The sequence below is a fragment of the Streptomyces violaceorubidus genome (assembly GCF_000717995.1).
In the GTDB taxonomy this organism is placed as follows: Bacteria; Actinomycetota; Actinomycetes; order Streptomycetales; family Streptomycetaceae; genus Streptomyces; species Streptomyces violaceorubidus.
This window is the reverse complement of record NZ_JODM01000002.1, coordinates 548,391-574,658: the sequence shown is the minus strand read 5'-3', so window position 1 is coordinate 574,658 and position 26,268 is coordinate 548,391. Positions and strand designations below refer to the sequence as shown.

Sequence of the window (26,268 nt, the reverse complement as noted above, 5' to 3'; positions counted from 1 at the left end):
CGGTGCGTCGTTCGACCTGATCCCGTGGGAACCTTCGGCCGGGTGCCGGACACGGATGGGACATGGAACTGAACGACGACGGTCCCGACGAACCGGTCGGCGCGACGTCCGACCGGGAGCTGTGGGCGAGGGCCGTCGACGGTGATCGCGAGGCGTTCGGCCGGATCTTCGACCGGCACGGGAAGGCCGTCTACAACCACCTGTTCCGGCGGACGGCCGACTGGTCCGAGGCCGAGGACCTCACGTCGACGGTCTTCCTGCACGCCTGGCGACGCCGATCGGAGACGGTGCTGGACCGCGACTCGGCCCTGCCGTGGCTGCTGGGCATCGCCAACGGCCAGTTGTCGAACACCAGGCGGCGGCTGAGACGGGCCGAGGCGTTGCTGCACCGGCTCGTCTCGCACGAGGAGTCGGTGGGCGACCACGCGGACCGAGTCGCCTCACTGGTCGACGACGAGCGCCGGATGTCGGAGATCCACCGGGCGCTGGCCCGGCTGCCGCGGCACGAACGCGAGGTCGTCGAGCTCTGCGTCTGGTCGGGCCTGGACCAGCAGGCCGCCGCGGCGGTGCTGAAGGTCGCGGTCGGGACCGTGAAGTCCCGACTGCACCGGGCGCGCCGCCGACTCGGGGCCGACCTCGGCGGAGCCTGCGCCCCGCCGCCGTTCCGTTCCAGGAATCCCGTCAACGCGAAGGAGGCCGCACGATGAATGACGAGCAGGGCATTCCCGTGGCTCCTTCCGATCGTGATCTGCCGAACCATCGGCGGACCCGAGAGGAACTACTGATGAAGATCGGTCCCCAGACCAACAGGGCTTCGCTGCACCGCAGGTGGGGAGTGCCGCTCGGCGTCGCCACCGGTGTGACGGCGGTGAGCCTGGCGGCCGTGGTCGTCCTCGGCGGGACGGGGGACGCCGGGCCGGGTGTCGCCGACCCCGGGCGCGGCGGCGCAGGACCGGCCCCCTCCACGACGGCACCCGGCCCGGGCGCCTCGTCCCCGCCCGGCGCGACGTCCACCGAGTCCGGATTCACCATCACCGACGCGGCGACGACGCCGATCGACGCCGGGACCGTCACGCGGATCCTCGCCTCCTGCCTGGGGGCGGACGCCTCGCGGTACGACCCCGTCGTGGCGGTCCGTACCCCGCTCGCCTCTGCGGACTCCGACGGCGTGGTCGTCGCCGTGGACTCCGCCGGCCAGTACGCGCAGTGCCAGTCGAAGGGCGACAAGGGCAACAGTCCGGACTCCCCGCCCACCTTCATCAACGACCGCCTGTGGGGCACCGGTCGGGTCATCTCGTACTTCGACTCCCTGGTGGAGCCCGCCGGACGGGGCGAGTACCTCATGCTGGGCGCCGGGCACTACGCGTCCGACGTCGCCAAGGTCACCGTCAGCTTCGGCGAGGACCCGAAGGAGTACCCGGCCCGCATGGCGGGCGGCGCGTTCGTCTACGGGGCCGCGCTCTCCCCCGACACGCCTCCCGGCCCGCGCTACACGGGCCCGAGCCCCTACGTCCACGCCTACGACGCGTCGGGCAAGGAGATCTACGACCAGACCGAGGACCCGATCTTCACCGACGAGCAGTAGCCCGCGCTCCCGGGCGCCCCACCCCCTACCGCCGTATCACCGCACGTTGGCTCCCGGGTATGACGCCCGGCGCGTGGCCGCCCTTCCACTGTGTACCTCGCCGTCAGGCACCCATGGAAGGCGTCTCCCACGCGAAGGACGTACATGACCACAACCCCGGCCCCCGCGGTCCCCCTCGGGAAGGCCGCCGTCGGAGCCCTCGGCATACTGGCGCTGTCCACCGGCGCCCTGGAGTCGGTGGTGTCACCGACGATCCCGCTCCTGGAACGCGAACTGGACATGAGCCAGTCCGAGGGGGCGCTGCTCAGCATCGTCCTGCTCATCACCGGCGCGCTCGTCACCCCGCTGGCGGGCAAGTTCGGCGACCGCTACGGCGGCAAGAAGGTGCTGATCCGGCTGATGACGGTGGTGTCGGCCGGCGGCACGGTGTCCGCCCTGGCGCCGAACCTGCCCGTGCTGCTGCTCGGTCAGGTGTTGCAGGGCGCGATGGTGGGCGCGCTGCCCCTGTCGTTCATCGTGGTCCGCAAGCACCTGACCGCCGGGGAGTCCAAGGTGGCCATCGGCGTGGTCAGCGGACTCTTCGTCGGCGGGTCGATGGTCGGCATGCTGTCGGCCGGTCCGGTGGCGGAACAGCTCTCCCGCCACTGGATGTTCGCGCTGCCGACGATCGCGGTCGCCGGGGCCACCCTGGTCGTGAACAGGCTGATGCCCGACGATCCGCCCGGCCGCACGGACGGCGCCGGGATCGACTGGCCCGGCCTGCTGCTCCTGAGCGGGATGCTGGTCACCCTCATGCTCGTCCTGGCGCTGGCACCCGAGGCCGGTTCGCAGCCTTTCGCGCTCGTCGCGCTGGTCGTCCTGCTGGCCGTCCTCGTCACCGGGTGGGTGCGGGTCGAACGGCGGGCGACCGCGCCGATGATCGATCTGCGGATGCTGGCACGGCCCGCGATAGGGAAGGCGTGCGTGCTGACGTTCGTGATCTGCCTCGGCAGCACGACGGCGGTCTATCTGATCCCGCAGCTGCTCGACGAGCGCGGTGACGGATACGGGTTCAGCGCCGGGGCCACCGAGATCGGCTTCTTCCTGCTGCCCGGCGCCATCGCCGCCACGCTGGCCGGGCCGCTCGGCGGCATGGGGGACCGGCGGTTCGGCTCGCGTGCCGTGGTCACCACCGGCGTCGTCATGATGACCGTCGGCCTGCTCGCCGTGGCCGCCGTACACACCGAGGTCTGGCACCTCGTCGTCGGCAAGACGCTGATCGCGCTGGCCAACGGCCTGTGCGTCACGGCCATGATGACCAGCACCGCCACCGCCGTCGACCGGAACGACACCGGCATCGCCACCAGCCTGATCCTGGTGAGCCGCGTGCTCGGCTCCGCCGTCGGCGGGCAGCTCGGCGGTGCGCTGCTCACCGCCGGTACCCCCGCCGGGTCGGAGGTCGCGGCCGAATCGGCCTACGTCACCGGCTTCGTCATCGCCGGCGTCGTCGTGTCGCTGGCCCTGTTCGTCACCCGCACCCTGCGCAAGGGAGTCACAGCATGACCCGCACCGCACCGAGGCCCACCGTCCTGATCTCCGGGGCCAGCATCGCCGGTCCCGCCCTGGCCTTCCGGCTCAACCGCCACGGGTACCGGGTCACCGTCGTGGAGAAGGCCGGCACGATCCGCAGCGGCGGCTACCCCGTCGACGTACGCGGCACCGCGCTCGACGTCGTGGAGGAGATGGGGCTCCTGCCGCGCCTGCGCGACGCGCACATCGACCTGCGCCGGCTCACCTTCCTGCACGGGGACGGCAGCGAGGTGGCTTCAATCCACCCGCACGCCGTGACCGGCGGTGCCACGGGACGGGACCTGGAGATACGGCGCGGCGACCTGACCGACGCGCTGTACACGGCGGTCCGGGACGACGTGGAGTTCCTGTTCGACGACTCCGTCGACACCCTCGACCAGTGCGGAGCAGGCGTCGACGTCACCTTCCGCGGCGGCGGCAGTCGCCGGTTCGACCTGGTCTTCGGCGCGGACGGCATGCACTCGCGCACCCGGGAGATGCTGTTCGGCCCCGAGGAGCGGTTCCACCGGTACCTCGGCCACTGCTTCGCCGTGTTCCCCATGCGCAACACCCTCGGTCTCTCTCACGAGACCGTCATGTGGAACACCCCGGGCCGGGCCGCCGCCCTCTACGCCGTGGGGGACGAGGAAGAGGTGCACGCCTTCCTCGACTTCGCCCGGCCCACACCGCCCCACGACACCTTCCGGAACCCGGAGGCCCAACGGGCCCTGATCACCGAGGTCTTCGCCGACGCGGGGTGGGAGGTCCCCGGGATCCTGGCCGCCCTCCACGACGCGGACGAGGTGTTCTTCGACGCGGTCGGCCAGATCCGCATGCCCCGCTGGTCCAAGGGCAGGGCCGCGCTGCTGGGTGACGCGGCGCACGCGCCCTCGTTCCTCACCGGCCAGGGCACCAGCCTCGCCCTCATCGGCGCGTACCACCTCGCCGGTGCGCTGGCCGAGGGGGACCACGTGGCGGGCTTCGCCGCGTACGAGCGCGGCACGCGCGACTTCGTGACCCTGACCCAGGACCGGATCGGTGAGGGTGGCGGAATCCTGTTCCCGACCACCGCCGGGGCCCTGGAACAGCGCAACGAACGGCTGCTGAGCCTCAGCGGCCGATGAACCCCGCCCACGCCTCGCGCGACACGCGGATGACGGGGCCGGGCACGGCCTTGGAGTCCCGGACGAGTACGGCTTGCGTGTCGGCGGCTATCTCGACGCACTGGCCGCCTTCGGTTCCGCTGTAGCTGCTCCTGACCCAGGCGACCTCGACGCACTGGCCGCCCTCGGCTCCGCTGTAGCTGCTCCTGATCCATACGAGACCTGACGGGATGGCTGAGGACTCAGATCCGTTCATAGCGATCTCAGCAACCTTTCCACGAAGTCGAATGACTCTCGGGACGGGAGAGCCTGCGATCGGATGATCCCATAACGGGCGGCGGCGAGGGTCGTCTGTTCCGGTTGGGTCTGGAGGGCGCTGGTGCCCTGGGCTTCGGTGTAGACGAACCTCATCCCGTCCTTGCGCGCGATGACAGTGAACGCACCGTCCACACCGGCATTCTGCTCGCGGTCCGTTGGCATGACCTGCAGCTCGACGTTCTGCTTCTCACCGATGATGAGCAGGTGCTCCAACTGACCGCGATGCACGGCTCTGCCGCCCCAGGGGTGCCGCAGGGCCGCCTCTTCGAGCACGAAGCCGAGCAGTGGCGCAGGCCAGCGTCCGAAGATGTCCTGTCGTGCCAGACGGGCCACTACCCGCTGCTCGACGGTCTCCTGGTCCAGCACCGGGCGACGCATGTCGAGCACTGCCCGTGTGTACTCCTCTGTCTGAAGCAGACCGTTGAGTACATGGGTGTCGTACGCGAGTAGCTCAACGGCCTCCTTCTCCAGCGTCGCCATCCCCTGGAAGAACACCGGGTACTGCGCCCGCTCCACCTGCTCCTTCCACACCGTCAGCAACCCGCCCGCGTCCAGGACCTCGTCCGCCCGCTCGATGGTCCTGGGCGACGGGATGCGCCGCCCCTGTTCGTACGACGCGACCGTGGCCGCCGAGTAGCCGAGCCGTCGGCCGAACTCCTCGCGCTCCAGCCCCGCCCGCACCCGCAGCGTCTTCAACGTCTGGCCGAACGCGACGACCACCGGCTGCCCCGATGTGTCCGCACCCTCGCTCATCCCCACCGCCTCCCTGCCCCAACGCCGTGCACGCGGACCCGTCACGCCGCGCGCCTCGTACCCGTGCCGCCGTCGCGCGTACAGCGGGCCGCGTCGGTGCGTCACCACTGGTCACGCTACGCGACCGGCGCCACCGTTGTCGGCATGACGAACCAACCCGTCCTCGCCGGCGGCACCTTGAGGCGGACCTTCGAGATGCGCTTCACCTCGACCCCGCGCGGCGCCCGCCTCGCCCGCCGGCTGGCCGCGCACCGGCTGGACGCCTGGGGCATCCCGTACGGGACCCGTCCGCACGAGGAGATCGTGCTCGTGCTCGGCGAGTTGACCGCGAACGCCGTGCGGCACGGCCACGTCCCCGGCCGGGACTTCCACCTGCTCCTGCACGTGACCGCGCCCCATGGCACCGTGCGGATCGAGGTCACCGACAGTCGTGGCGAGCGCATGCCGCCGCAGCCGGAGGAAACGCGCGCTCCCGACGACGAGGGCACCGGTGGCCGGGGGCTGCTTCTGGTCGCCGCGCTCGCCGAGCGCTGGGGGTGGCACCCGCGGCCCGGAGGGCCGGGCAAGTCGGTGTGGGCGGAGTACGCGTTGCTCGTCTAGACCGTGCCGGCGCGGTCGCGCAGGAAGAGCGCGGCGACGACTCCGGCGAGAACGAGGGCCGCGTTGACGGCGATGGCCGCGCCCGCGCTTCTGGCGGGGACGACGGTGCCCGCGCCGAGGACACCGAACGTGCCCCAGGCCGGGGCGCGGAGCCGTCACCCGCGCATTCGGCCCGCCAGGGCCGCGCAGCCCAGGGCGAGCAGGGCGAGGACCTTCACGATCTCCAGGGCGATGTAGGCGAGGTGCGCGCGGGAGCGGTGTTCGGCCGGGTCCTCGCCCGCGAGCACCGCGTCGGACCGGCGGTTCAGGCGGGGGCGCACGAGGCCGAGCTGTACGACCAGCACGGCCACCGCGACGGCGGTGAGCGTCACGACCGCCGCGCAGGGCCCGCCGGTGGCGACCGCGACGGCCACGGTGACGGCCAGGACGGTCTCGGCGAGGTTCAGCGCGCGGAAGACCATCCGGCCGATGCCGAGTCCGATCGGGATCGTCACCCCGGGCGCCCGGAACTTCAGCGGTGCCTCCAGGAAGGAGATCGCGAGCACCATGCCGAGCCACAGGAAGATGACGGCGCCCGCCACGGCTGCCGACGTCGAGTCCATCGCGGAGACCTCGCTCTTCTCGGTGTCCTTCTGGTCGCGCCCCCCGTGCCAGAATGTACGACCACGTCCACGCCGCCCGTTCCGCGCCCCCCGCACGTCCCTCCCGAGGATCCCGTGAGCAAGCCCGCCGCCCGTGAACCGCAGCGCCGCAACGCGCGGTCGAACCGGGCGCGCATCCTGGCCACCGCCCGCCGGGAGCTGGGCCGGAACCCGGACACCACCCTGGAGGAGCTGGCCCGCGCCGCCGGTGTCGTCCGGCGTACGCTTTTCGGCCACTTCCCGGGGCGCGCGGCGCTCCTGGAGGCCCTGGCCGAGGAGGCGTCCGAGGTGCTGCGGGGCGCGATGGCCGCGGCACCGGGTCCGGCCGAACCGGCGGACCGGGCGCTCGCGCACTTCACGCTGCTGATGTGGCCCGTGGGCGACCGCTACCGCATGCTGCTGGCGCTGGCCCGGCACGATCTGGGCGTGGAGCGCGTGTCCGAGATCCTGGCCCCGGCCCGCGCCGAGGTCACCGCCATCCTGGAGCGCGGCCAGCGGGACGGGGTCTTCCCCGCCCATCTGCCGCCCGCCGCGCTGAGCGCCGGACTCGAGGCGATGGTCGTCGCGCTCCTGGAGCAGGTCAACACCGGTGTCCTGGAGGACGACGGCACCCGGGCGGCCGTGGCCATTCTCATCGCGGCCGGGGTGCCGGAGCAGCCCGCGCGGACCGTGGTCGAGGGCGTGGGTCCCGCGGTGCTCGCGCAGTCCGTCCCGGCCGAGTAGGCCACCCCCGTTCAGCAGGCGCCCCCCGGTCGGGGGCGCCTTATTTGCACGCCCGTGTGCAACAAACTACTCTGTTCTTGTCTGCTCACTCATGGGCAATTAACTCGCCCTCGCTTGTTTCCGGGAGCCTCCATGCCCCTACTGGCCACCACCCCCGTCGAGAAGATGACCGGGCCCTACGCCCGGCGCTGGTGGGCCCTCCTGGTGCTCTGCCTGAGCCTGCTGATCGTCGTCATGGCCAACACCTCCCTGATCGTGGCCGCCCCGGACATGACCACCGACCTGGGCCTGAGCAGCAGCGACCTCCAGTGGGTCATCGACGGCTACACCGTCCCGTACGCCGCGCTGATGCTGGTGCTCGGCGCGATCGGCGACAAGTACAGCCGTCGCGGTGCCCTGGTCACCGGTCTGGTGATCTTCGCGGGCGGTTCGGTGATGGGCAGCCTGGTGCACGAGACGGGGCTGGTCATCGCGGCCCGGGCGGTCATGGGCGTCGGCGCCGCCGTCGTCATGCCGGCCACGCTGTCCCTGCTGGTCGCGGTCTTCCCGAAGGGAGAGCGGGCCCGCGCCATCACGGCCTGGACCGCCACCTCGGGGCTCGCCATCGCGGTCGGTCCGCTGGTCGCCGGATGGCTCCTGGAGGACCACGCCTGGGGCTCGACCTTCCTGGTCAACGTCCCCGTCGCGGTCCTCGCCGTCGTCGGCGCGCTGGTCCTCGTACCGCCGTCCCGGGCGGCCGGCATGGGCCGTATCGACTTCGTGGGCGGCCTGCTCTCCATCGTCTCCGTCGGCAGCCTGGTCTACGCGACCATCGAGGGACCGCACTTCGGCTGGGGCGCCGGTCCCGTCACCGCGGCCGTCGTCGCCGCCGTCGGCCTGATCGGCTTCGTGGCCTGGGAGCTGCGCCACCCGCACCCCATGCTGGACGTGCGGCGCTTCCTGCTGCGGCCCTTCAGCGGCTCCATGCTGGCGGTGCTGTTCTTCTTCTTCGGCACCTACGGCGCCATCTACTACGCCACGCAGTTCCTCCAGTTCGTGCTCGGCTACGGCGCGTTGGAGACCGGCGTACGGCTGCTGCCGCTGGCCGGTGCCGTGTTCGTCGGCGCGGCGGTGACCGGGCGGCTGACACCGAGGCTCGGCGTGAAGGCCATGGTCGGCTCCGGCATGGCCATCGGCACCGTCGGTGTCTTCCTGCTGGTCCTGATCGACCAGGGCTCCACCTACGCCGACTTCCTCGCCCCGATGCTGCTGCTCGGCCTCGCTATCGGCCTCAGCGTCTCCCCGGCCACCGACACCATCATGGGATCCTTCCCGGAGAGCGAACTGGGCGTCGGCGGCGGCGCCAACGACACCGCGCTGGAGCTCGGCGGCTCCCTCGGCATCGCCGTCCTGGGCTCCCTGCTCGGCACGGCCTACCGGGACGAACTGGCCGGCCTGGTCGGCGACCGGCTCCCGGCCGCCGCGCTGGACACCGCCCAGGACTCGGTGGGCGGCGGACTGGCCGTCGCCGAGCGGCTCGCCACCAGCCCGGCCGCCGGACCCGAGCAGGCGCAGGCCCTCGCCGACGCCGTGAACAGGGCCTTCGCGCACGGCGTCGCGACGACCAGCCTCGTCGGCGGCATCATCATGGCGGCCGGCACCCTGATCGTCCTCGCCGTCCTGCCCGGCCGCCGCGCCCGGCAGGCCGCCGAGCGGCAGACGACGCAGGCCCCGGCACAGGGCTCGGCGCAGGACCGGGACGCGGAACTGAGCAACTCCCGGGGCTGAGCCGCGCCCAGGGTGGGCCGGGCCGAGGGGTGAGCCGCGCCCCGGGGCTGAACAGCGCCGAGGCGTGGGCCGTTCCCAGGGCTGGGCGGCCCCGCCCGCGGTCCGTCACTCGGCCGGGGCCGCCGGTTCCTCCTCGGCGCGGGACCGGGACGCCGAACTGGGCAACTCCGTTCCCTGGACTGGGCGGTTCCGCCCGCGACCCCTCACTCGGCCAGCGCCGCCAGTTCCTCCGCCGTGCGCGGGCCCCTCGCCGAGTCCGCCAGCAGACCCCGCGCCCGCAGCAGTCCGGCCGCCGCGACGCCCCAGGGGAGCCGGAGCCCGGCCTGCCACAGCAGATCGGTGCGGGCCAGCGTCGGGGCGGTCGGGCCGGCGCGCACCCCGTCCGGGGTGAGCAGGGCGGCGTCGTCGGACCAGCGCAGGGCGAGGTCGACGTCGTGGGTGGCCATCACCACGGTGGTGCCACCCGCGCGCAGCCCGTCCAGGGTGGCCAGCAGCCGCTCCTGGCCGTCCGGGTCGAGCCCGGCGGTCGGCTCGTCGAGGATCAGCACCCGGGGCCGCATCGCGACCGCCCCGGCGATCGCGGTGCGCTTGCGCTGGCCGTACGACAGCAGGTGGGTGGGCCGGTCGGCCAGCGCCGCGATGTCCAGTGCGGCGAGCGCCTCCCCGACCCGGGACCTGACCTCCCCGTCGGGCAGCCCCAGGTTCAGCGGACCGAAGGACACGTCCTGGCCGACCGAGGCCGCGAAGAGCTGGTCGTCGGGGTCCTGCACCACCAGCTGCACCGTGGTCCGCAGCCGGGTCAGCCCCCTGCGGTCGTAGGACACCGGCTCCCCGCCGAGCGTCAACGTCCCCGTACGCGGCCGCAGTCCGCCGCTGAGCAGCCGCATCAGCGTCGTCTTGCCGCTGCCGTTGCGGCCCAGCAGCGCCAGTGCCCGCCCCTCGCGCACCGCGAAGTCCAGGCCCACCAGCACGTCCGGGCCCTCCTCGTACCCGAACGACGCGCCCCGCAGGGCGACCAGGGCCGGTTGTGGTGACTGCGCCGGTCCGCTCACGACAGGGGTCCTTCCAGTACGAAGGTGAGAGCGGCCAGCGCCGCCAGCAGGGCGACACTCGCCGCCGTGAACGGCACCGAGACGCGGGCCTCGGGCACCAGCACCCGCAGGGTGCCGTCGTAACCGCGCCCGGCGAGCCCGGTCTGCAACCGCGCCGCCCGGTCGAAGGCCCGCACGAACGCCGTGGCGCCGAGCCCGCCGAGGGAACGCCAGGACGCCGCCCGGGTGGTGTGCCCGAGCCGCGCGGCCTGCGCCTGACGGACGCGGCGCACGGAGTCGAGCAGCAGGAAACTCATCCGGTACGTCACCAGCGCCACGTCCACGACCGGCGCGGGCACCCCGGCCCGCACCAGCCGCGGCAGCAGGTCGGACATCGGCGTGGTGAACGCGAACAGCAGCACCCCCAGCGAGGCCGCCGAGGTGCGCAGCAGCAGCCCACCCGCGCGGACCGCACCGCCGTCCGCCGCCGTCAGGAACCCGCCCGGGCCGCCGACCCGCACCAGCAGCGGCAGCGCCCCCGTCACACAGAAGCCCAGCGGCACCCGGTACGCCCGCCACAGCCGGCGCCCGGGCACGCCCGCCGGGCCGAGCAGCACCGTGAGCGCCGCCACCAGCACCAGCGCCGCACCCGGCCAGGGCGGCAGCGAGATCGCGAGCACCGTCAGGCCCAGACCGAGCACGGCCTTGTCCACGGGATGGCGGCGCCGCCAGCGACTGGCGTGCGCCGCCGCGTCGATCGGCAGCACTCAGTCCCCTTCGGGGGTGTCACGCGCCGCCGCGGCCCCGGCAGCCGCCAACGTCCGCTCCTCGCCCTGCCGTCGGCCCCGGCGCAGCCCGAAGTAGTACGCCAGCACGCCCGCGCCGAGCGCCGCCTGAAGGGCGAACAGCGCCGACTCGACCTCCCCGGAGGGCGGTTCGTACAGCGGGGAGAACCACGGCTCGTAGTCCGGCTCGATCTCGGTGATCGCCGTCTCCGCCTCCGCGTCGGCCCCGGTGAACGGCTCCTCCTTGTGGTCGCCGAGCCCGAGGACCAGCGGCAGGACCGCCAGCGCGGCCACGGCGAGCAGCAGCAGGGCGTTGATCTTCGCGTTGCGGCTCATCGGGCCACCGCCTCCCGCTTCCGCTCGCCGGACCGGGTCAGCAGCACGCCCAGCCGGGTCAGTTCGCCCCCGCTGGACTGCACCAGCAGCCGCATCACGATCACCGTGAGCAGACCCTCGCTCACCGCGAGCGGGATCTGGGTCACGGCGAAGATGGACCCGAACTTGCCGAGCGCGCCCAGGAATCCGCTGCCCGGGTCGGGGAAGGCCAGCGCCAGCTGCACGCTGGTGACGCAGTACGTGGACAGGTCGGCGACGAACGCCCCGAAGAACACGGTGACCATCAGCGGCACGCCCCAGCGGCGCAGCAGCCGGTAGACGCCGTACCCGGCCCAGGGACCGACGACGGCCATCGAGAAGACGTTGGCGCCGAGCGTGGTCAGCCCGCCGTGCGCGAGCAGCAGCGCCTGGAAGAGCAGGGTGATGGTGCCCAGGACCGCCATGACCGGCGGCCGGAACAGGATCGCGCCCAGACCGGTGCCGGTGGGGTGCGAGCAACTCCCGGTGACGGACGGCAGTTTCAGGGCCGACAACACGAACGTGAAGGCTCCGGAGGCGCCGAGGAGCAGCGTGCTCTCCGGGTGCTCCCTGACCTCACGGGTGAGTGACCGGACTCCGTGGACGACGAACGGCGCGGACGCGACACTCCAGGCGATCGCGTGCGCCGGTGGCAGAAAGCCCTCGGCTATGTGCATGGCTCAGCAGACCCTCTCCAGCACCTCGTGGATGGACGACGCGCCTTGGCCGGTCTCCTGGCTTACGGGTACCACCGCCCGTGCTCCGCCTTCCCGGACCGCAAGCGGTCCAGTGGCTGCCCCTGGGGGCCGGAGCCGGACTTCCCGATTCACAGTGGCGAGGGCCGCACCGGCATCACACCGGATTTCCCGTTCACCAAGGCGTGGCGACAGTAGTGCTCCTGCGGGGGTGGACACAAGCAGGCCCCGGCCCTGTGCGAACGCCCGGCACCGCGTGCGGGGGCCGCGCGGAGGTCAGCGGGAGCGGCCCCGCTCGGGCCGCCGGACCACCATGCTCCGCAGCCGGGTGGTCAGCGCGGTGGCCGCGGCCGTGAGGAAGACGAAGCTGTACGTGATCTGGAGCATGGTCACGACCCGCGCGGCCTGGCCCCGCGGGGTGATGTCCCCGTACCCGACGGTGGCGAGCGTCACCACGGTGAAGTACAGCGCGTCGATCCTGGTCTCCAGGCCGTGGAACTCGCCCGGCGACTTGGCCAGGGAGTAGTACGCCGCCGAGAAGACGTGCACGGACAGGACGATCAGCAGCGAGATGACCACCCCGGGGCGGCTGTCCGGACGGTCGAGGAGGACGTGCCGGATCTGCCGCAGCAGCAGCACGGCCACGACGGTCAGCAGCACGGTGAACAGCGTCCAGCTCAGCACGGGCCGCTGCGGGCCCAGGTTGTCGAGGGGGAGCAGGAAGTAGGCCACGACCACGGCGACGGCGATCCCGATCCGCAGGAGCCAGGGCCGGACGGCGTGCCAGACGGTACGCGGGTGCGGGTGCGGGTGCGGGTGTGCGGTCCGGCGGTCCTTCACCGTGCCGCTCCCGTCCTCGGCGCCCCGCCCGGGGCCCCGCCCGCCTCCGGCCCGGGCCCGCGCACCAGCTGCGCGACGACGAACGCGACGACGGAGGCCACGACGATCAGCGGCATCTGGTCGTGCGAGTCCCGGCCCATCAGCAGCACCGCCAGGACCGAGCTGGCCAGCGGCAGCCCCGTCACCGCGGCCGCCGCGGCGGCGATGCCGAGGGCGAGGGCCGGGGTCGCGCCGAAGCCGGGCAGCCCGGAGCAGGCCAGGGCCGTCGCCGCGCCCAGCAGTACGGACGGGAAGATCGGGCCGCCGCGCAGGGCACCCAGCGCGATGCCCCAGGCCAGCCCCTTGCAGGCGACCAGCGCGACCAGGGCGCCCACGGACCAGGCGTGCGGGTGCGCGGCGAGCTGGGCGAGGGTGGCCTGGCCGGACAGCGCCGCCTCGGCCGGGGAACGACCGGTGATCAGCGCGTACGCGGCGACACAGACACCGACCGCGGTGGCGCAGGCGACGGTGCGCGCGGCCGTGTGCTGCCGCGTCCAGGTGACGGTCCGGCGGCCCAGCGCGCGGGCCAGCGTGATCAGTACGGCGATCAGGGCGGCCGTGGGCAGGCCCCACAGGAAGTCGCCCGCGTCCGGTCCGGCCTGCGGCGGAAGGTCGGGCAGGGCCAGCGCGCCGATGTCGAGCCCCGTCCACTGCCCGAAGCCGGTGAAGACCAGGGCCCCCGCCGCGCTGGCCAGCAGACAGGGCAGCAGCAGCGCCACCAGTTGGGTCCCGGCGAGCCCCGCCCCCTCGATGAGCAGGACGGCTGCCGCGATCGGACCGCCGAGGATGGTGGAGATCGCGGCGGTGGAGCCGGCCGTGGCGAGGATCGCGCTCGCCCGCTGGTCACCGCCGGCGCCCGCCCGCCGCACCGCCAGCAGTGCCAGCCCGCTGCCGACGGCCATCAGCGGCGCCTCGGGACCCAGCACCACGCCGAGCGGCAGCGTGGCCAGCGCGGCCAGCACCGCGCCGGGCAGCGCGCGGGGGCCTACGGGCGCCCCGCCCAGGCCGTTCACCGGGAGGTGGCCGCCGCCGCCCGGCATCCGGGTCACGATCGGCGCCAGGATCAGCCCGGCGAGGACCAGCGCGGGCAGCGGCCACCACCAGGGCGGGGTGTCGTAACCGGCCGCCTCGGGCAGCGAGGTCCACACCCAGTGCTGCAACTCGTGCTGGAACGCGACGAAGAAGAAGCAGGCCAGCGCGAGGGGAACGCCCAGCAGCACGCACAGCAGCAACAGCCGCCGGTAGCCGGGGCTGAGCAGGGTCTGCCGCAGCGACTGCTCGGCCCGGTCCGGGGCGGCGTTGGCCGGGGCGGTCACGGCATCCGCCCGCGCGGGCCCCGCCGGGGCAGCGGCCGACTCGTCACACGCCCTCCTTCTTCCGCCCCGCGGTCCGTCGGTCACCGGGGCCCGCGGGTGCCGCTCAGTTAACGCCAGGCCGGGGCCGCCCGCATGCGCACGCCCGGCACGCGGTTCACCCGTTCGGCGGGCCCGCCTGGCCGGGGTTCGCGGCCACCCGCAGGCTCTAAACGACCTGTCGGTGCCGACGGCGCCGGCGGGCGGCTGCCCCGTACGGGGGACACAGAAAGGACTCCGCTCATGAGCCAGCACGCCGAACCCTCTCCCGGCCGGCCGTCCCACGGCGGCGACGCCTCCTGGGCCCAGCGCTCGGGCGACCGCACCAGCGGCTGGGTGACCGGCGGTGTCGTCTTCGCGGGCGTACTGCTGCTGCTGAACGGCGCGCTCGCCGTCCTCCAGGGCATCGCGGCCATCTCCAAGGACGACGTGTACGCCCGCATCGGCACCTACGTCTACGAGATGAACCTCACCGGCTGGGGAATCATCCACGTCGTCCTCGGCGCGCTCGCGCTCGTCACCGGATACGGCCTGCTCAAGGACATGGCCTGGGCCCGGGTGGCGGGTATCGTCTTCGCCTCGCTGAGTCTGATCGCCCAGTTCCTGTTCCTGCCGTACGCGCCCGTCTGGTCCGTGATCATGATGGCGATCGACGTGTTCGTGATCTGGGCGCTGGCCAGCCGCCAGGACGACCCCTCCCGAGGCCGAGCCTGAGACGCCGCACCCACCACGCACGGCTACCACGACGCACGGTCACCCCGCATCCGCGGTGGTGACCGTGCGTCGTGTCCGGGTTCAACGGCGCCGCACGCTCCTCACCAGTGCCGTCGCCGCCGCCGCGGTGCCCAGCGCGGCCGCCGCCGTGCCCGCGAGGGCCAGGGCCCTGGCCCGGGGACCGGGAGCGGCCGGACGGGCGCCCGGCGCGGTGCCGTACGCGCTGCCCGGGGCCCCGGGGCCGCCCGGCAGGGCCGAGGCCAGCAGTTCCGCCAGGTGCACGCCCTCGTGGCCGCCGCTGTCGAACTCGTGGATCTGGGTACGGCAGCTGAAGCCGTCCGCGAGGACGACGGTCGACTCGTCCTCCGCCCGCAGCCGGGGCAGCAGCACCCGCTCCGCGCACGCCTCGCTGACGTCCAGGTGACCGCGCTCGAAGCCGAAGTTGCCGGCCAGCCCGCAGCACCCGGAGTCCAGTCGCTCCGCGTCCACCCCGGCCCGGCGCAGCAGCTCCTGGTCGGCCTCCCAGCCGAGCACCGCGTGCTGGTGGCAGTGCACCTGGGCCAGCGCCCGCGCGGACCGGTCGGGAACCCGCGGCGGCTCGTACCCGGGGGAGTGCTCGGTGAGCAGCTCCGACAGCGTCACCGTCTGCCCGGCCAGCCGCCGCACGTCCTGGTCGCCGGGGAACAGCTCGGCCGCGTCGGCCCGGAACACGGCCGTGCAGCTCGGCTCCAGGGCCACGACCAGGCCGCCCGCGCGGACATGCCCGGCCAGGGCGCGCACGGTGCGGGTGAGGACCTTCTCGGCGGTGCCCAGTTGTCCCGTGGAGATCCAGGTCAGCCCGCAGCACAGCGGCTCCGGTGGCAACTCCACCCGCCAGCCGGCCTGTTCGAGGACCCGCACCGCCGCCCGGCCGATGTGGGGGTGGAAGTGGTTGGTGAAGGTGTCCGGCCACAGCAGCACGGACCCGCGGCGGCCGTCACCCTCGGGCTCGTGCTCCGCGAACCACTGCTCGAAGGTCCGCTGTGCGAACAGCGGCACCTCCCGGTCGGCCACCCCGGCGAGCAGCACCGCGGCCTTCGACAGCAGCGGCGCGTGCGTGAGCGCGTTGACCACCGGCGCGAGCCGGGCGCGGCCCACCACCTGCGCGAGCGCCGGCAGCCAGCCCATGGACCAGTCCGAGCGCGGCCGGCGCCACGGCCGCCCGGCGTAGTGGTGGGACAGGAACTCCGCCTTGTACGTGGCCATGTCCACGTCCGCCGGACAGTCCTTCTTGCAGCCCTTGCAGGCCAGGCACAGATCGAGGGCGTCCTTGACCGCCTCCGAGCGCCAGCCGTCCCGGATCGCGCCGTCCCCGTGCCCGTCGAGCATCTCGAACAGCAGCCGGGCCCGGCCCCGCGTCGAGTGCTCCTCCTCACGCGTCACCTGGTACGACGGGCACATCACCGTGCCGTCGCTGGTGTGCTGCCGGCACTTTCCGACCCCGACGCAGCGGTTGGCCGCCTGGGCGAACGAACCCCCGTCGTGCGGAAAGCGGAAGTGCAGGTCGCGGGGTTCGAACGGGGCCCAGTCACCGCCGAGCCGCAGATGCTCGTCCAGCCCGTACGGCGCGACGACCTTTCCCGGGTTCATCCGGTCCAGCGGGTCGAAGACCGCCTTCAGCCGCCCGAACGCCTCGACGAGCCGGTCCCCGAACATCCGGGACAGCAACTCGCCCCGGCTCTGCCCGTCCCCGTGCTCGCCGGACAGCGAGCCGCCGAACTCGACGACCAGGTCGGCCGCCCGCTCCATGAACCTCCGGTACGCCGCCACCCCGTCCGCGGTGTACAGGTCGAACGGGATCCTGGTGTGCACGCACCCCTGCCCGAAGTGGCCGTACAGGCTCGGACCGGTGTCGCTCAGGTACCCGAACTCCTCGAACAGCTCACGCAGCCGGCGCAGGTAGTCGCCCAGCCGCTCGGGCGAGACCGCCGAGTCCTCCCAGCCCTCGAAGGTGTCGGGCTTCCCCGGGATGTGCGCGGTGGCGCCCAGACCGGCCTCGCGCACCTGCCACAGGTCCTGCTCGTGCGACGGGTCGTCCAGGAACGCGCAGTCGGCGTCGTGCTCGGAGCGGTGCACCGCCTCCAGCATCCGGTGCGCCCGCGCGTCGGCCTCCTCGACGGTGTCGCCGCCGAACTGCACCATCAGATAGGCGTTGCCCTTCGGCATCTGGGCCAGGGCCGTCGGGTTCAGGTGCTTGATCCGCTCGTCGCGGACCAGCCGGGCGTCGACGCCCTCCAGCGCGATCGGGTCGTGCGGCAGGATCTCGGGCACCGCGTCGGCGGCCTTGTCGATGCTGTCGAACCCCAGGACCAGCAGGGAGCGTTCCCGCACCACCGGCACCAGTTTCAGCTCCGCCCGCAGGACGGTGACCAGCGTCGACTCGCTGCCCACCAGCAGACCGGCCACGTCGAAGCCGTGCTCCGGCAGCAGGGAGTCCAGGTTGTAGCCGGAGACCCGGCGCGGGATGTCGGGGAACCGGCGGCGGATCTCGTCCCCGTAGGCGTCGCGCAGCGCGCGCAGCCGCCGGTAGACGGTCGCCCGCAGATCGCCCTGCCGCTCGATACGGGCGTACTCCTCGTCGTCCGTCTCCCCGCACCAGAAGCGGGTGCCGTCGTAGAGCAGCACTTCCAGCCGGGCGATGTTGTCGACGACCTTGCCGTGCGCCTGTGCGGTGGCACCGCAGGAGTTGTTGCCGATCATGCCGCCGAGGGTGCAGTTGGCGTGGGTGGCGGGCTCGGGACCGTAGCGCAGGCCGTGCGGGGCCAGGCGCCGGTTCAGGTCGTCGAGGACGATCCCGGGCTCGACGACGCAGGTGCGGGCCTCGGGGTCCACCGACTCGATCCGGGTGCAGTACTTCGACCAGTCGAGGACCAGGCCCGCGTTGGTGCACTGCCCGGCCAGGCTCGTCCCGCCGCCCCGCGACAGGACGGGCGCGCCGAACTCCCGCGCCACGGCCACCGCCTCCGCCCCGGCCTCCGGGGTGCGCGGGACGACCACGCCGATGGGGGTCTGCCGGAAGTTCGAGGCGTCCGTGGAGTAGGCGGCCCGGCTCCCGGCGTCGAACCTGACCTCACCGTCGACCCGCTCGCGCAGCGCGGCCCGGAGCGAGGCGGTGTCGAGCGGCGGCGGTGCCTCTTCGCGCGTGACGGGCTCGGGCAGATCCAGCGCACCCATGGGCACTCCTTCGTGGGTCGGCGTACGACCGTCGGCGCGACGGCGGTGTCCGCGCGGGCGCGACAGCCGTCGCTGAGTACCCGGTCCGGCGGCGGACAATCACTGGACACGGAGCCGCAGGGAGCCGCAGGGAGCCGCACGGAGTCGCACGGAGCGTCGTCGACCGTGTCGCTGTTGGGCCGAACGGGTGACTTGGCGTAAGAATTGGCTGGTGCAGGCAATGAAGGCGAGTGAAATCGGGGGAGCCGGTGAACAGCCACGACGTCACCGATGAACAGTGGGAAGGGCTCGCCCAGGTCGTGCCGCTGCGTGGGCGCGACGCCTGGCCGTCGGCGGTCGGCCACCGGGCGATGCCGGAGGCGGAGACGGAACGCCGCCGCCGCTTCGTCGTCCTCAGGGTCAACGTGTTCGCGGACGCCCGTGAGGTCGCCGAGACCCTGATGGCGGGGATCCCGGTGCTCCTGGACCTCACCAGCGCCGAGGGCGATGTCGCCAAGCGGGTCCTGGACTTCAGTACCGGCGTCGTCTTCGGACTGGCCAGCGGGATGCACCGGGTGGACCGCAACGTCTTCCTGCTGACCCCGGCGGGCACCGAGGTGAACGGGCTGATGGAGAGTGCGGTGGGGGTCCCGGGAGTGTGACGGTCCCCCGATCGTAGGAAAGCCGCCCGGGCAAAACGGTTCGCCGTCCGGCGCGGTCCTACGGTCCGCATATGGCAGCGTCACCTGCGTCCTCCGCGTCACCTGCGCCGTCCGGCCCGTCCGGCTCCTTCGGCTCATCCGTGTCGTCCGTGGCGTCCGTGTCGGACGCGTCCCTCGCGGTGCTCCCCGGGCGCCCCAGCGTCACCCAGTTGCGGCTGTCCGCCTTCGCCGGGCACCGGCGTGCCGTGCTGCGGCTCGGGCCGCTCACCGTGCTCGCCGGGCCCAGCGGCAGCGGCAAGTCCAGCGCGCTCAGGGCGTACGACGCCCTGGCCCGGCTCGGCGGCGGCGCGGAACTCGGCGCGGTGTTCCCGGACCCGGTCGCGTGCGTGCCCGAACGGGCCCGGCCCGACGCGCAGCACCGCCGCGGCTTCCGCATCGGCTGCACGGCCGACGGGGCCGAGGGGCCGGTGCACCTGGACGTCGCCGTACAGGCCGAGCCCGAGCTGCGCATCGTGGGGGAGCGGCTGACGGCGGACGGCGTGGTGCTCCTGGAGACGGCGCTGCGCGACCCGGGCCGCCGTGCCGTGCAGGCGGCCTGGCACACGGCCGGGTCGGCATCCGTGACCCGCGCCCCGCTGCCGGACGACCGGCTCGGCACCCCGCTGCTGCCGCTGCGGGTGGCCGGCAAGACGGACGGGCAGCGCAGGGTGCTCGCGGCGGCCGAGCAGATGGTCGTCGCCCTGCGCTCCGTCTTCGCCTGCGACCCGCGGCCGGGCCGGATGCGGGAGCCGGTGCCCACCGGTTCCGGACGGCTCCTCGGCGGCTGCGACAACCTTGCCGACGTGCTGTGGCGCACCCGCGCCGAGTGCGGCCGGCGGCACGCGCAGTTCGTCACGGCGGTACGGGCCGGATGCGCGGGCCCCGTCGAGGACGTCCTGGCCGAACCGGTCCTCGGCGGTGTGGTCCGCGCGCTCCTCGACCGGGGCGACGGCATCCGCACCGGACTGGCCCGCCTGGGCTACGGCGAGCTGCGCTACCTCGCCCTCGCGCTGGTGCTGTTCACCGGGCCCGGGGTGCTGGCGGTCGACCCGGCCGGCGAGGTGCCCGCCGCGTTGCAGACGCTCACCGTCGTCGCCGACGGCTTCGACCGGGGGCTGGACCCGCACCAGCGCGCCGAACTGCTCCGGCTGGCGGCGCGGATGTGCGACCGGGGGCACATCCGCTTCGTCGGAGCGGTCGCCGACGCGTCGTGGGTGGCGGGGGCGGCCGGGGAGGCGGGGGCGGACGGAGCGGGCGGCGTCACGGTGGTACACCTGAACCGTGAACGATCATCCCCGTGACCTCGACCTCGCGGCACTCCGGCGCAGACTGGCCGAGTTCGCCGCCGCGCGCGACTGGCAGCCGTACCACACCCCCAAGAACCTGGCCGCCGCGCTGAGCGTGGAAGCCTCCGAACTCCTGCAGATCTTCCAGTGGTTGACGCCCGAGCAGTCGGCCCGCGTCATGACCGACCCGGACACCGCGCACCGGGTGCGGGACGAGGTGGCCGACGTGCTGGCGTACCTCCTCCAGTTCTGCGAGGTGCTCGGCGTCGACCCGCTGGCCGCGCTGGAGGCGAAGATCGAGCGCAACGAGTCCCGCTTCCCCGTGCGCGAGGCGGGCGAACCGGAAGGCTGAGCCGGGAGGAGTCAACGACTCCGTTATCACTCTCCGCAGTCATGATCCGGCCAGAAATCAATAAGGTGTCCGAAGATTTCCCCCTTCCTCTAGCTTTTCGTCCCACACGCCTTCACTCTGGGTAGTGGACAGCGGAGTTCGGGCGGACGCGCCGCGAGCGCGTCGGAAAGACGGGGGCAGCGCATGGACGCTGTGCGGCTCATCGTGACGAGTGGGCGTGCCCTGGCCGCCGGTGGCGAGGTGCCGGACGTGCTGACGGAGGTGTGGCAGGTGCAGGCCCTCGCCCAGGCGATCGGCAGCCGCCTGGCAGTCCACGGCCCACCCGAACTGCGCGGCGAGGCCATCGGGTTGACCGAGCTGGCGGGCCGCGGCTGCGGAGTGCTGCACACCCCAAAGCTGGCCCCGGGCGAGCTGCGCGCCGCCCAGCTCACCGAACTGGGCGACGCCCGGCAGGCCCTGATGCGCCTGGGCACCCTGCTCGGCGAGACCGGCATCGCGCTGGTGGGCGTCGCCTGCGCCGCGGACGACGAGGCGACGTACTGGCAGTGCATGGAGGCCATCGACGCGGCCGACGAGTCACGGGACCGGGTCCTGGAGATGCTCCGGAAACTGGCGGACCGCGACGCGCACTTACCGGAGCGGGAGGCGGGCTAGTCTCCCGACCCGGGAGACCGGGCCGACCGCCGCTGGGCCCCGCGCTCCGCGCGCCGCGAGCGGAGCCTGAGCCCGACACCCGCGCCGAGCAGGCAGGATGGGAGACATGGATCTCCGCATCTTCACCGAGCCCCAGCAGGGGGCCACCTACGACACCTTGCTCACCGTGGCCAAGGCCACCGAGGACCTCGGCTTCGACGCCTTCTTCCGCAGCGACCACTACCTGCGCATGGGCGCCGTGGACGGCCTCCCCGGCCCCACCGACGCCTGGATCACCCTGGCCGGCCTCGCCCGGGAGACCAAGCGCATCCGCCTCGGCACCCTCATGACCGCGGGCACCTTCCGGCTGCCCGGCGTCCTCGCCATCCAGGTCGCCCAGGTCGACCAGATGTCGGGCGGCCGCATCGAGCTGGGCCTGGGCGCCGGCTGGTTCGAGGAGGAGCACAAGGCGTACGGCATCCCCTTCCCCAAGGAGAAGATCGGCCGCCTGGAGGAGCAGTTGGCGATCGTCACCGGCCTGTGGGCCACCGAGACGGGCAAGACCTTCGACTTCCACGGCAGGTTCTACGACCTCACCGACTCGCCCGCGCTGCCCAAGCCCCAGCAGGCCAAGGTGCCCGTGCTCATCGGCGGCCACGGCGCCACCCGCACCCCGCGGCTGGCCGGACAGTACGCCGACGAGTTCAACATGCCGTTCGCCTCGATCGAGGACACCGAGCGCCAGTTCGGCCGGGTGCGGGCCGCCGCCGAGGCGGCCGGCCGCGGGCCCGACGCCCTTACCTGCTCCAACGCCCTCGTCGCCTGCGTCGGCAAGGACGACGCCGAGGTCACCCGGCGCGCCGGCGTCATCGGCCGCCAGGTCGAGGAGCTGAAGGCCAACGGCCTCGCGGGCTCCCCGGCCGAGGTCGTCGAGAAGATCGGCCGCTACGCCGAGGCCGGCGCCCAGCGGATCTACCTCCAGATCCTCGACCTCGACGATCTGGACCACCTGGAGCTGATCTCCTCCCAGGTCCAGTCGCAACTGGCCTGAGACCGACCCTCGCACCGCCGAATAACCGAAGGCGCCTCTCACCCGCCCTGTGCGATGGTGTGACCGTCGTCCTGCCGGAGCCCCCGGGGAACACCCCCTGGGGGCTCTTGCGCGCACGGCACCCGCGCAGCACGTCCGTTGCACCGCCGACCCGGCCGGAGAGGCCCATGTTCCTGACCGTCACCACCACCGGTACCCCCGAGCGCCCCGCGACCGACCTCGGATTCCTGCTGCACAAGCATCCCGACAACGCGCAGGCGTTCTCCACCTCCTTCGGCACGGCCCATGTGTTCTACCCGGAGGCGGAGAAGCAGCGCTGCACCGCGGCGCTGCTGCTGGAGGTCGACGCGGTGGCGCTGGTGCGGCGCGGCAAGGGCAAGGGCCGCGGCGGCGCCCCCGACGCGGCACTCGCGCAGTACGTCAACGACCGCCCGTACGCGGCCTCGTCCCTGTTCGCCGTCGCGCTGGGCAAGGTCTTCTCCAGCGCCATGCGCGGCGTGTGCAAGGCCCGCCCCGAGCGCGCGGCCGAGCCCCTCCCGCTGCGCGTCGAGATCCCGGCACTGCCCGCCCGCGGCGGCCCCGACCTGGTACGGCGCCTGTTCGAGCCGCTCGGCTGGGCGGTCGACGTCGAGGCCGTCCCGCTGGACACCGAGTTCCCCGAGTGGGGCGACTCGCGCTACGTCCGGCTCGCCCTGGAGTCCGAGACCCTCACCCTCTCGAACGCCCTGCGCCACCTGTACGTCCTCCTCCCGGTGCTCGACGACGCCAAGCACTACTGGGTCTCCCCGGACGAGGTCGACAAGCTGATGCGGGCCGGCGGAGCCTGGCTGTATCACCACCCGGAGATGCGGCTGATCACCCACCGCTACCTGTCCCGGCGCTGGTCCCTGACCCGCGAGGCGATGGACCGGCTGGAGCTGGTCCGGCTGGCCGAGACCGACGACAGCGAGGTCGAGGAGATCGACAACGCCGTCGAGGCGGAGGCCGAGCAGGAGGCCAGGCCGACCCCGCTCGCCGTGCACCGCCGCGAGGCGATCCTCACCGCGCTGCGCGAGCACGGCGCCGCCCGCGTCCTCGACCTCGGCTGCGGCGAGGGCCACCTGGTGCGCGAGCTGCTCAAGGAGCCGCGGTTCACCGAGATCGTCGGCGTGGACGTGTCGGTGCGCGCCCTCACCATCGCCTCCCGGCGGCTCAAGCTGGACCGCATGGGCGAGCGGCAGGCCGCACGCGTCCGGCTCTTCCAGGGCTCCCTCGGCTACACGGACAAGCGCCTGAAGGGCTACGACGCCGCCGTCCTCAGCGAGGTGATCGAGCACCTCGACCTGCCGAGGCTGCCCGCCCTGGAGTACGCCGTCTTCGGCGCGGCGCGACCGGGCACCGTCGTCGTCACCACACCCAACGCCGAGTACAACGTGCGCTGGGAGAGCCTGCCCGCCGGACACGTCCGCCACCGCGACCACCGCTTCGAGTGGACCCGCGAGGAGTTCCGCGCCTGGGCCGAAGCGGTCGCCGAACGGCACGGCTACGGCGTGGAGTTCCGCCCCGTCGGCGACGACGACCCCGAGGTGGGTCCGCCCACCCAGCTCGCCCTGTTCACCCTGACCACCACCGCGACCTCGACCGAGAAGGAGGCGAAGGCCGCATGAGCACCACCGCTACCACCGACACCACCGTGCCGGCCCGCGCCCTGGCCGTCACCGACCTCTCCCTCGTCGTGCTGATCGGCGCCTCCGGCTCGGGCAAGTCGACCTTCGCCCGGCGCCACTTCAAGCCGACCGAGGTCCTCTCCTCCGACTTCTGCCGGGGCCTGGTCTGCGACGACGAGAACGACCAGAGCGCCAGCCGCGACGCCTTCGACGTCCTGCACCACATCGCGGGCAAGCGGCTCGCCGCCGGCCGCCGCACCGTCGTCGACGCGACCAACGTGCAGCAGGACGCCCGGCGTCAGCTGATCGAGCTGGCCCGGCAGCACGACGTGCTGCCCATCGCCATCGTCCTCGACGTGCCCGAGCAGGTCTGCGCCGAGCGCAACGCCGCCCGCACCGACCGCGCCGACATGCCCCGCCGGGTCATCCAGCGCCACACCCGCGAACTCCGCCGCTCCCTGCGCCACCTGGAGCGCGAGGGCTTCCGCAAGGTGCACGTGCTGCGCGGCACGGAGGAGGTCGAGCACGCCACCGTCGTCACCAAGAAGCGGTTCAACGACCTCACCCACCTCACCGGCCCCTTCGACATCGTCGGCGACATCCACGGCTGCGCCGCCGAGCTGGAGGCCCTGCTCGCCAAGCTCGGCTACACCGACGGCGTCCACCCCGAGGGCCGCACCGCCGTCTTCGTCGGCGACCTCGTGGACCGCGGCCCGGACAGCCCCGGCGTGCTGCGCCGCGTGATGTCCATGGTCAAGTCGGGCAACGCGCTGTGCGTGCCCGGCAACCACGAGAACAAGTACGGCCGCCTCCTGAAGGGCCGCAAGGTCCAGCACACCCACGGACTGGCCGAGACCGTCGAGCAGATGGACGCCGAGAGCGAGGAGTTCCGCGCCGAGGTACGGGAGTTCATCGACGGCCTGGTCAGCCACTACGTGCTGGACGGGGGCAGGCTGGTGGTCTGCCACGCCGGTCTGCCCGAGAAGTACCACGGCCGCACCTCCGGCCGGGTCCGCAGCCACGCCCTCTACGGCGACACCACCGGCGAGACCGACGAGTTCGGCCTGCCCGTGCGCTACCCGTGGGCCGAGGACTACCGGGGCCGAGCGGCCGTCGTCTACGGCCACACCCCCGTCCCGGAGGCCACCTGGCTCAACAACACCATCTGCCTGGACACCGGCGCCGTCTTCGGCGGCAAACTCACCGCGCTGCGCTGGCCGGAGCGCGAGCTGGTCGACGTACCGGCCGAGCGGGTCTGGTACGAGCCGGCCAAGCCGCTGCGCACCGAGGCGCCCGGCGGACACGACGGCCGGCCGCTGGACCTGGCCGACATCCAGGGCCGCCGGACGGTCGAGACCCGGCACGCCGGTCGGATCACCGTGCGCGAGGAGAACGGGGCGGCGGCCCTGGAGGTCATGAGCCGCTTCGCCACCGACCCCCGCCTGCTGCCGTACCTCCCGCCGACCATGGCGCCGACCGCCACCTCGGGCGTGGACGGCTACCTGGAGCACCCGAAGGAGGCCTTCGCCCAGTACGCGGCCGACGGCGTCGCGCGGGTGGTGTGCGAGGAGAAGCACATGGGTTCGCGGGCGGTGGCCCTGGTCTGCCGCGACGCGGAGGCGGCCCGCGCCCGTTTCGGGGGTGGGGGAGGGCCCACCGGGTCGCTCTACACCCGTACCGGCCGCCCCTTCCTCGACGACGCGTCCCTCACCGAGGAGATCCTGGACCGGCTGCGCGCCGCCGTCGGTGAGGCCGGCCTGTGGGACGAACTGGCCACCGACTGGCTGCTCCTGGACACCGAGCTGATGCCGTGGTCGCTGAAGGCATCCGGCCTGCTGCGTTCCCAGTACGCCGCCGTGGGCGCCGCCTCCGGCGCGGTGTTCCCGGGCGCGCTGGCCGCGCTGGAGGGCGCCGCGGCGCGCGGCGTCGAGGTGCGGGAGCTCCTGAACCGCCAGCGCGACCGGTCCGCCGACGCGGCCGCCTTCACCGACGCCTACCGCCGCTACTGCTGGCCCACCGACGGCCTGGACGGCGTCCGCCTGGCCCCGTTCCAGATCCTCGCCGTCCAGGGCCGCAGCCTGGCCGCGCTGCCGCACGACGAGCAGCTCGCCCTCATCGACCGGCTGGTCGAGCACGACGGCAGCGGCCTGCTGCGGACCACCCGCCGCCTGTACGTCGACACCGGCGACCCCGAGTCGGTGGCGGCGGGCGTCGACTGGTGGCTGGAGATGACTGGCCGCGGCGGCGAGGGCATGGTCGTGAAGCCCGTCGGCGCGCTCGTACGCGACGACAAGGGCCGCCTGGTCCAGCCCGGCGTCAAGTGCCGGGGCCGCGAGTACCTGCGGATCGTCTACGGCCCCGAGTACACCCGCCCCGACAACCTCGCCCGCCTCAGGCACCGGTTCCTGAACCACAAGCGGTCCCTGGCGATCCGCGAGTACGCCCTCGGCCTGGAGGCCCTGGACCGCCTCGCGGACGGCGAGCCGCTGTGGCGCGTGCACGAGGCGGTGTTCGGGGTGCTGGCCCTGGAGTCGGAGCCGGTGGACCCGCGGCTGTGAC

The 26,268-nt window shown here is 73.3% G+C and carries 25 protein-coding genes and 1 riboswitch; of the genes, 15 read left to right on the top strand and 10 right to left on the bottom strand.

Annotation, left to right across the window (positions count from 1 at the left end; all coding sequences use genetic code 11):
* The first annotated feature begins 62 nt into the window (after positions 1–62).
* The 4 genes from IE94_RS0106475 (at position 63) to IE94_RS0106460 (ending at position 4,257) form a co-directional block, all read left to right on the top strand.
* Complete coding sequence (locus IE94_RS0106475) at positions 63–707, top strand: RNA polymerase sigma factor (RefSeq protein WP_030179518.1); 645 nt, start codon at positions 63–65, stop codon at positions 705–707.
* A 77-nt stretch (positions 708–784) separates the two neighbouring features.
* Positions 785–1,585 (top strand): hypothetical protein, encoded by an 801-nt coding sequence (locus IE94_RS0106470; RefSeq protein WP_030179516.1) that lies wholly within the window; start codon positions 785–787, stop codon positions 1,583–1,585.
* A gap of 144 nt (positions 1,586–1,729) precedes the next feature.
* A complete protein-coding gene (locus tag IE94_RS0106465; RefSeq protein ID WP_030179513.1) occupies positions 1,730–3,127 on the top strand; it encodes an MFS transporter in 1,398 nt (465 codons plus the stop codon).
* Positions 3,124–4,257, top strand: coding sequence for an FAD-dependent monooxygenase (locus IE94_RS0106460; RefSeq protein WP_030179506.1), 1,134 nt, complete (start codon positions 3,124–3,126; stop codon positions 4,255–4,257). Before IE94_RS0106465 ends, IE94_RS0106460 begins: the two co-directional genes overlap by 4 nt.
* Here the strand turns inward: IE94_RS0106460 and IE94_RS0106455 are convergent.
* Both IE94_RS0106455 and IE94_RS0106450 read right to left on the bottom strand, forming a co-directional pair.
* Entirely contained in the window at positions 4,244–4,492 is a 249-nt protein-coding gene (locus IE94_RS0106455) for a DUF397 domain-containing protein (RefSeq protein WP_030179503.1), read from the bottom strand. The two genes, IE94_RS0106460 and IE94_RS0106455, sit on opposite strands and share 14 nt — an antisense overlap.
* Positions 4,489–5,307, bottom strand: a complete 819-nt coding sequence (locus IE94_RS0106450; protein ID WP_030179502.1) for a helix-turn-helix domain-containing protein — start codon at positions 5,305–5,307, stop codon at positions 4,489–4,491. The genes IE94_RS0106455 and IE94_RS0106450 overlap by 4 nt, the downstream gene beginning before the upstream one ends.
* Positions 5,308–5,451: 144 nt before the next feature.
* On the opposite strand from IE94_RS0106450, the gene IE94_RS0106445 reads away from it, so the two are divergent.
* Positions 5,452–5,907 carry an ATP-binding protein gene (locus IE94_RS0106445; protein WP_209441032.1) on the top strand — a complete coding sequence of 152 codons (456 nt, stop codon included), beginning with the start codon at positions 5,452–5,454 and terminating at the stop codon, positions 5,905–5,907.
* 155 nt (positions 5,908–6,062) lie between these two features.
* Here IE94_RS0106445 and IE94_RS0106440 read toward each other — a convergent pair whose 3' ends face one another.
* Positions 6,063–6,509, bottom strand: coding sequence for a hypothetical protein (locus IE94_RS0106440; RefSeq protein ID WP_030179496.1), 447 nt, complete (start codon positions 6,507–6,509; stop codon positions 6,063–6,065).
* 114 nt (positions 6,510–6,623) lie between these two features.
* On the opposite strand from IE94_RS0106440, the gene IE94_RS0106435 reads away from it, so the two are divergent.
* A complete protein-coding gene (locus tag IE94_RS0106435; protein ID WP_030179493.1) occupies positions 6,624–7,271 on the top strand; it encodes a TetR/AcrR family transcriptional regulator in 648 nt (215 codons plus the stop codon).
* 132 nt (positions 7,272–7,403) lie between these two features.
* A complete protein-coding gene (locus IE94_RS0106430) occupies positions 7,404–9,038 on the top strand; it encodes an MFS transporter (RefSeq protein WP_051777301.1) in 1,635 nt (544 codons plus the stop codon).
* 203 nt (positions 9,039–9,241) lie between these two features.
* On the opposite strand, the gene IE94_RS0106425 is transcribed toward IE94_RS0106430, so the two are convergent.
* The 6 genes from IE94_RS0106425 to IE94_RS0106400 all read right to left on the bottom strand — a co-directional run bounded on the left by IE94_RS0106425 (position 9,242) and on the right by IE94_RS0106400 (position 14,098).
* Positions 9,242–10,090 (bottom strand): ATP-binding cassette domain-containing protein, encoded by an 849-nt coding sequence (locus IE94_RS0106425; protein WP_030179487.1) that lies wholly within the window; start codon positions 10,088–10,090, stop codon positions 9,242–9,244.
* On the bottom strand, positions 10,087–10,836 hold the full coding sequence (gene cbiQ / locus IE94_RS0106420) for a cobalt ECF transporter T component CbiQ (protein WP_030179484.1): 750 nt from the start codon (positions 10,834–10,836) through the stop codon (positions 10,087–10,089). The genes IE94_RS0106425 and cbiQ overlap by 4 nt, the downstream gene beginning before the upstream one ends.
* Positions 10,837–11,190 carry an energy-coupling factor ABC transporter substrate-binding protein gene (locus IE94_RS0106415; RefSeq protein WP_030179482.1) on the bottom strand — a complete coding sequence of 118 codons (354 nt, stop codon included), beginning with the start codon at positions 11,188–11,190 and terminating at the stop codon, positions 10,837–10,839.
* Positions 11,187–11,885: an energy-coupling factor ABC transporter permease gene (locus tag IE94_RS0106410; RefSeq protein ID WP_030179479.1), complete on the bottom strand. Its 699-nt coding sequence runs from the start codon at positions 11,883–11,885 to the stop codon at positions 11,187–11,189. Before IE94_RS0106410 ends, IE94_RS0106415 begins: the two co-directional genes overlap by 4 nt.
* 30 nt (positions 11,886–11,915) lie before the next feature.
* A riboswitch (cobalamin riboswitch) is annotated at positions 11,916–12,101 on the bottom strand.
* A gap of 78 nt (positions 12,102–12,179) precedes the next feature.
* The gene (locus IE94_RS0106405; protein WP_030179478.1) at positions 12,180–12,641 is read right to left on the bottom strand and encodes a potassium channel family protein; all 462 of its coding nucleotides are present in this window, start codon (positions 12,639–12,641) and stop codon (positions 12,180–12,182) included.
* A 98-nt stretch (positions 12,642–12,739) separates the two neighbouring features.
* Positions 12,740–14,098, bottom strand: a complete 1,359-nt coding sequence (locus tag IE94_RS0106400; protein WP_030179467.1) for a chloride channel protein — start codon at positions 14,096–14,098, stop codon at positions 12,740–12,742.
* Between the two features lie 279 nt (positions 14,099–14,377).
* Here IE94_RS0106400 and IE94_RS0106395 point away from each other — a divergent pair, with 279 nt between their 5' ends.
* Positions 14,378–14,848 (top strand): DUF7144 family membrane protein, encoded by a 471-nt coding sequence (locus IE94_RS0106395; protein ID WP_030179466.1) that lies wholly within the window; start codon positions 14,378–14,380, stop codon positions 14,846–14,848.
* An 81-nt stretch (positions 14,849–14,929) separates the two neighbouring features.
* Here IE94_RS0106395 and IE94_RS0106390 read toward each other — a convergent pair whose 3' ends face one another.
* Positions 14,930–18,061, bottom strand: coding sequence for an FAD-binding and (Fe-S)-binding domain-containing protein (locus IE94_RS0106390; RefSeq protein WP_030179464.1), 3,132 nt, complete (start codon positions 18,059–18,061; stop codon positions 14,930–14,932).
* Between the two features lie 248 nt (positions 18,062–18,309).
* Here IE94_RS0106390 and IE94_RS0106385 point away from each other — a divergent pair, with 248 nt between their 5' ends.
* The 7 genes from IE94_RS0106385 to IE94_RS0106355 all read left to right on the top strand — a co-directional run bounded on the left by IE94_RS0106385 (position 18,310) and on the right by IE94_RS0106355 (position 26,267).
* A complete protein-coding gene (locus IE94_RS0106385; RefSeq protein WP_030179462.1) occupies positions 18,310–18,702 on the top strand; it encodes a cell division protein SepF in 393 nt (130 codons plus the stop codon).
* A 71-nt stretch (positions 18,703–18,773) separates the two neighbouring features.
* Positions 18,774–20,042 (top strand): AAA family ATPase, encoded by a 1,269-nt coding sequence (locus tag IE94_RS0106380; protein WP_245235183.1) that lies wholly within the window; start codon positions 18,774–18,776, stop codon positions 20,040–20,042.
* Positions 20,023–20,379 carry a nucleotide pyrophosphohydrolase gene (locus tag IE94_RS0106375; RefSeq protein WP_030179459.1) on the top strand — a complete coding sequence of 119 codons (357 nt, stop codon included), beginning with the start codon at positions 20,023–20,025 and terminating at the stop codon, positions 20,377–20,379. Before IE94_RS0106380 ends, IE94_RS0106375 begins: the two co-directional genes overlap by 20 nt.
* Before the next feature lie 183 nt (positions 20,380–20,562).
* Positions 20,563–21,033 carry a DUF6099 family protein gene (locus tag IE94_RS0106370; RefSeq protein WP_030179456.1) on the top strand — a complete coding sequence of 157 codons (471 nt, stop codon included), beginning with the start codon at positions 20,563–20,565 and terminating at the stop codon, positions 21,031–21,033.
* 106 nt (positions 21,034–21,139) lie between these two features.
* A complete protein-coding gene (locus tag IE94_RS0106365) occupies positions 21,140–22,063 on the top strand; it encodes an LLM class F420-dependent oxidoreductase (protein WP_030179454.1) in 924 nt (307 codons plus the stop codon).
* 167 nt (positions 22,064–22,230) lie between these two features.
* Positions 22,231–23,709 carry a 3' terminal RNA ribose 2'-O-methyltransferase Hen1 gene (locus tag IE94_RS0106360; protein WP_030179448.1) on the top strand — a complete coding sequence of 493 codons (1,479 nt, stop codon included), beginning with the start codon at positions 22,231–22,233 and terminating at the stop codon, positions 23,707–23,709.
* The gene (locus IE94_RS0106355; RefSeq protein WP_030179445.1) at positions 23,706–26,267 is read left to right on the top strand and encodes a polynucleotide kinase-phosphatase; all 2,562 of its coding nucleotides are present in this window, start codon (positions 23,706–23,708) and stop codon (positions 26,265–26,267) included. Before IE94_RS0106360 ends, IE94_RS0106355 begins: the two co-directional genes overlap by 4 nt.
* Position 26,268 lies beyond the last annotated feature (1 nt).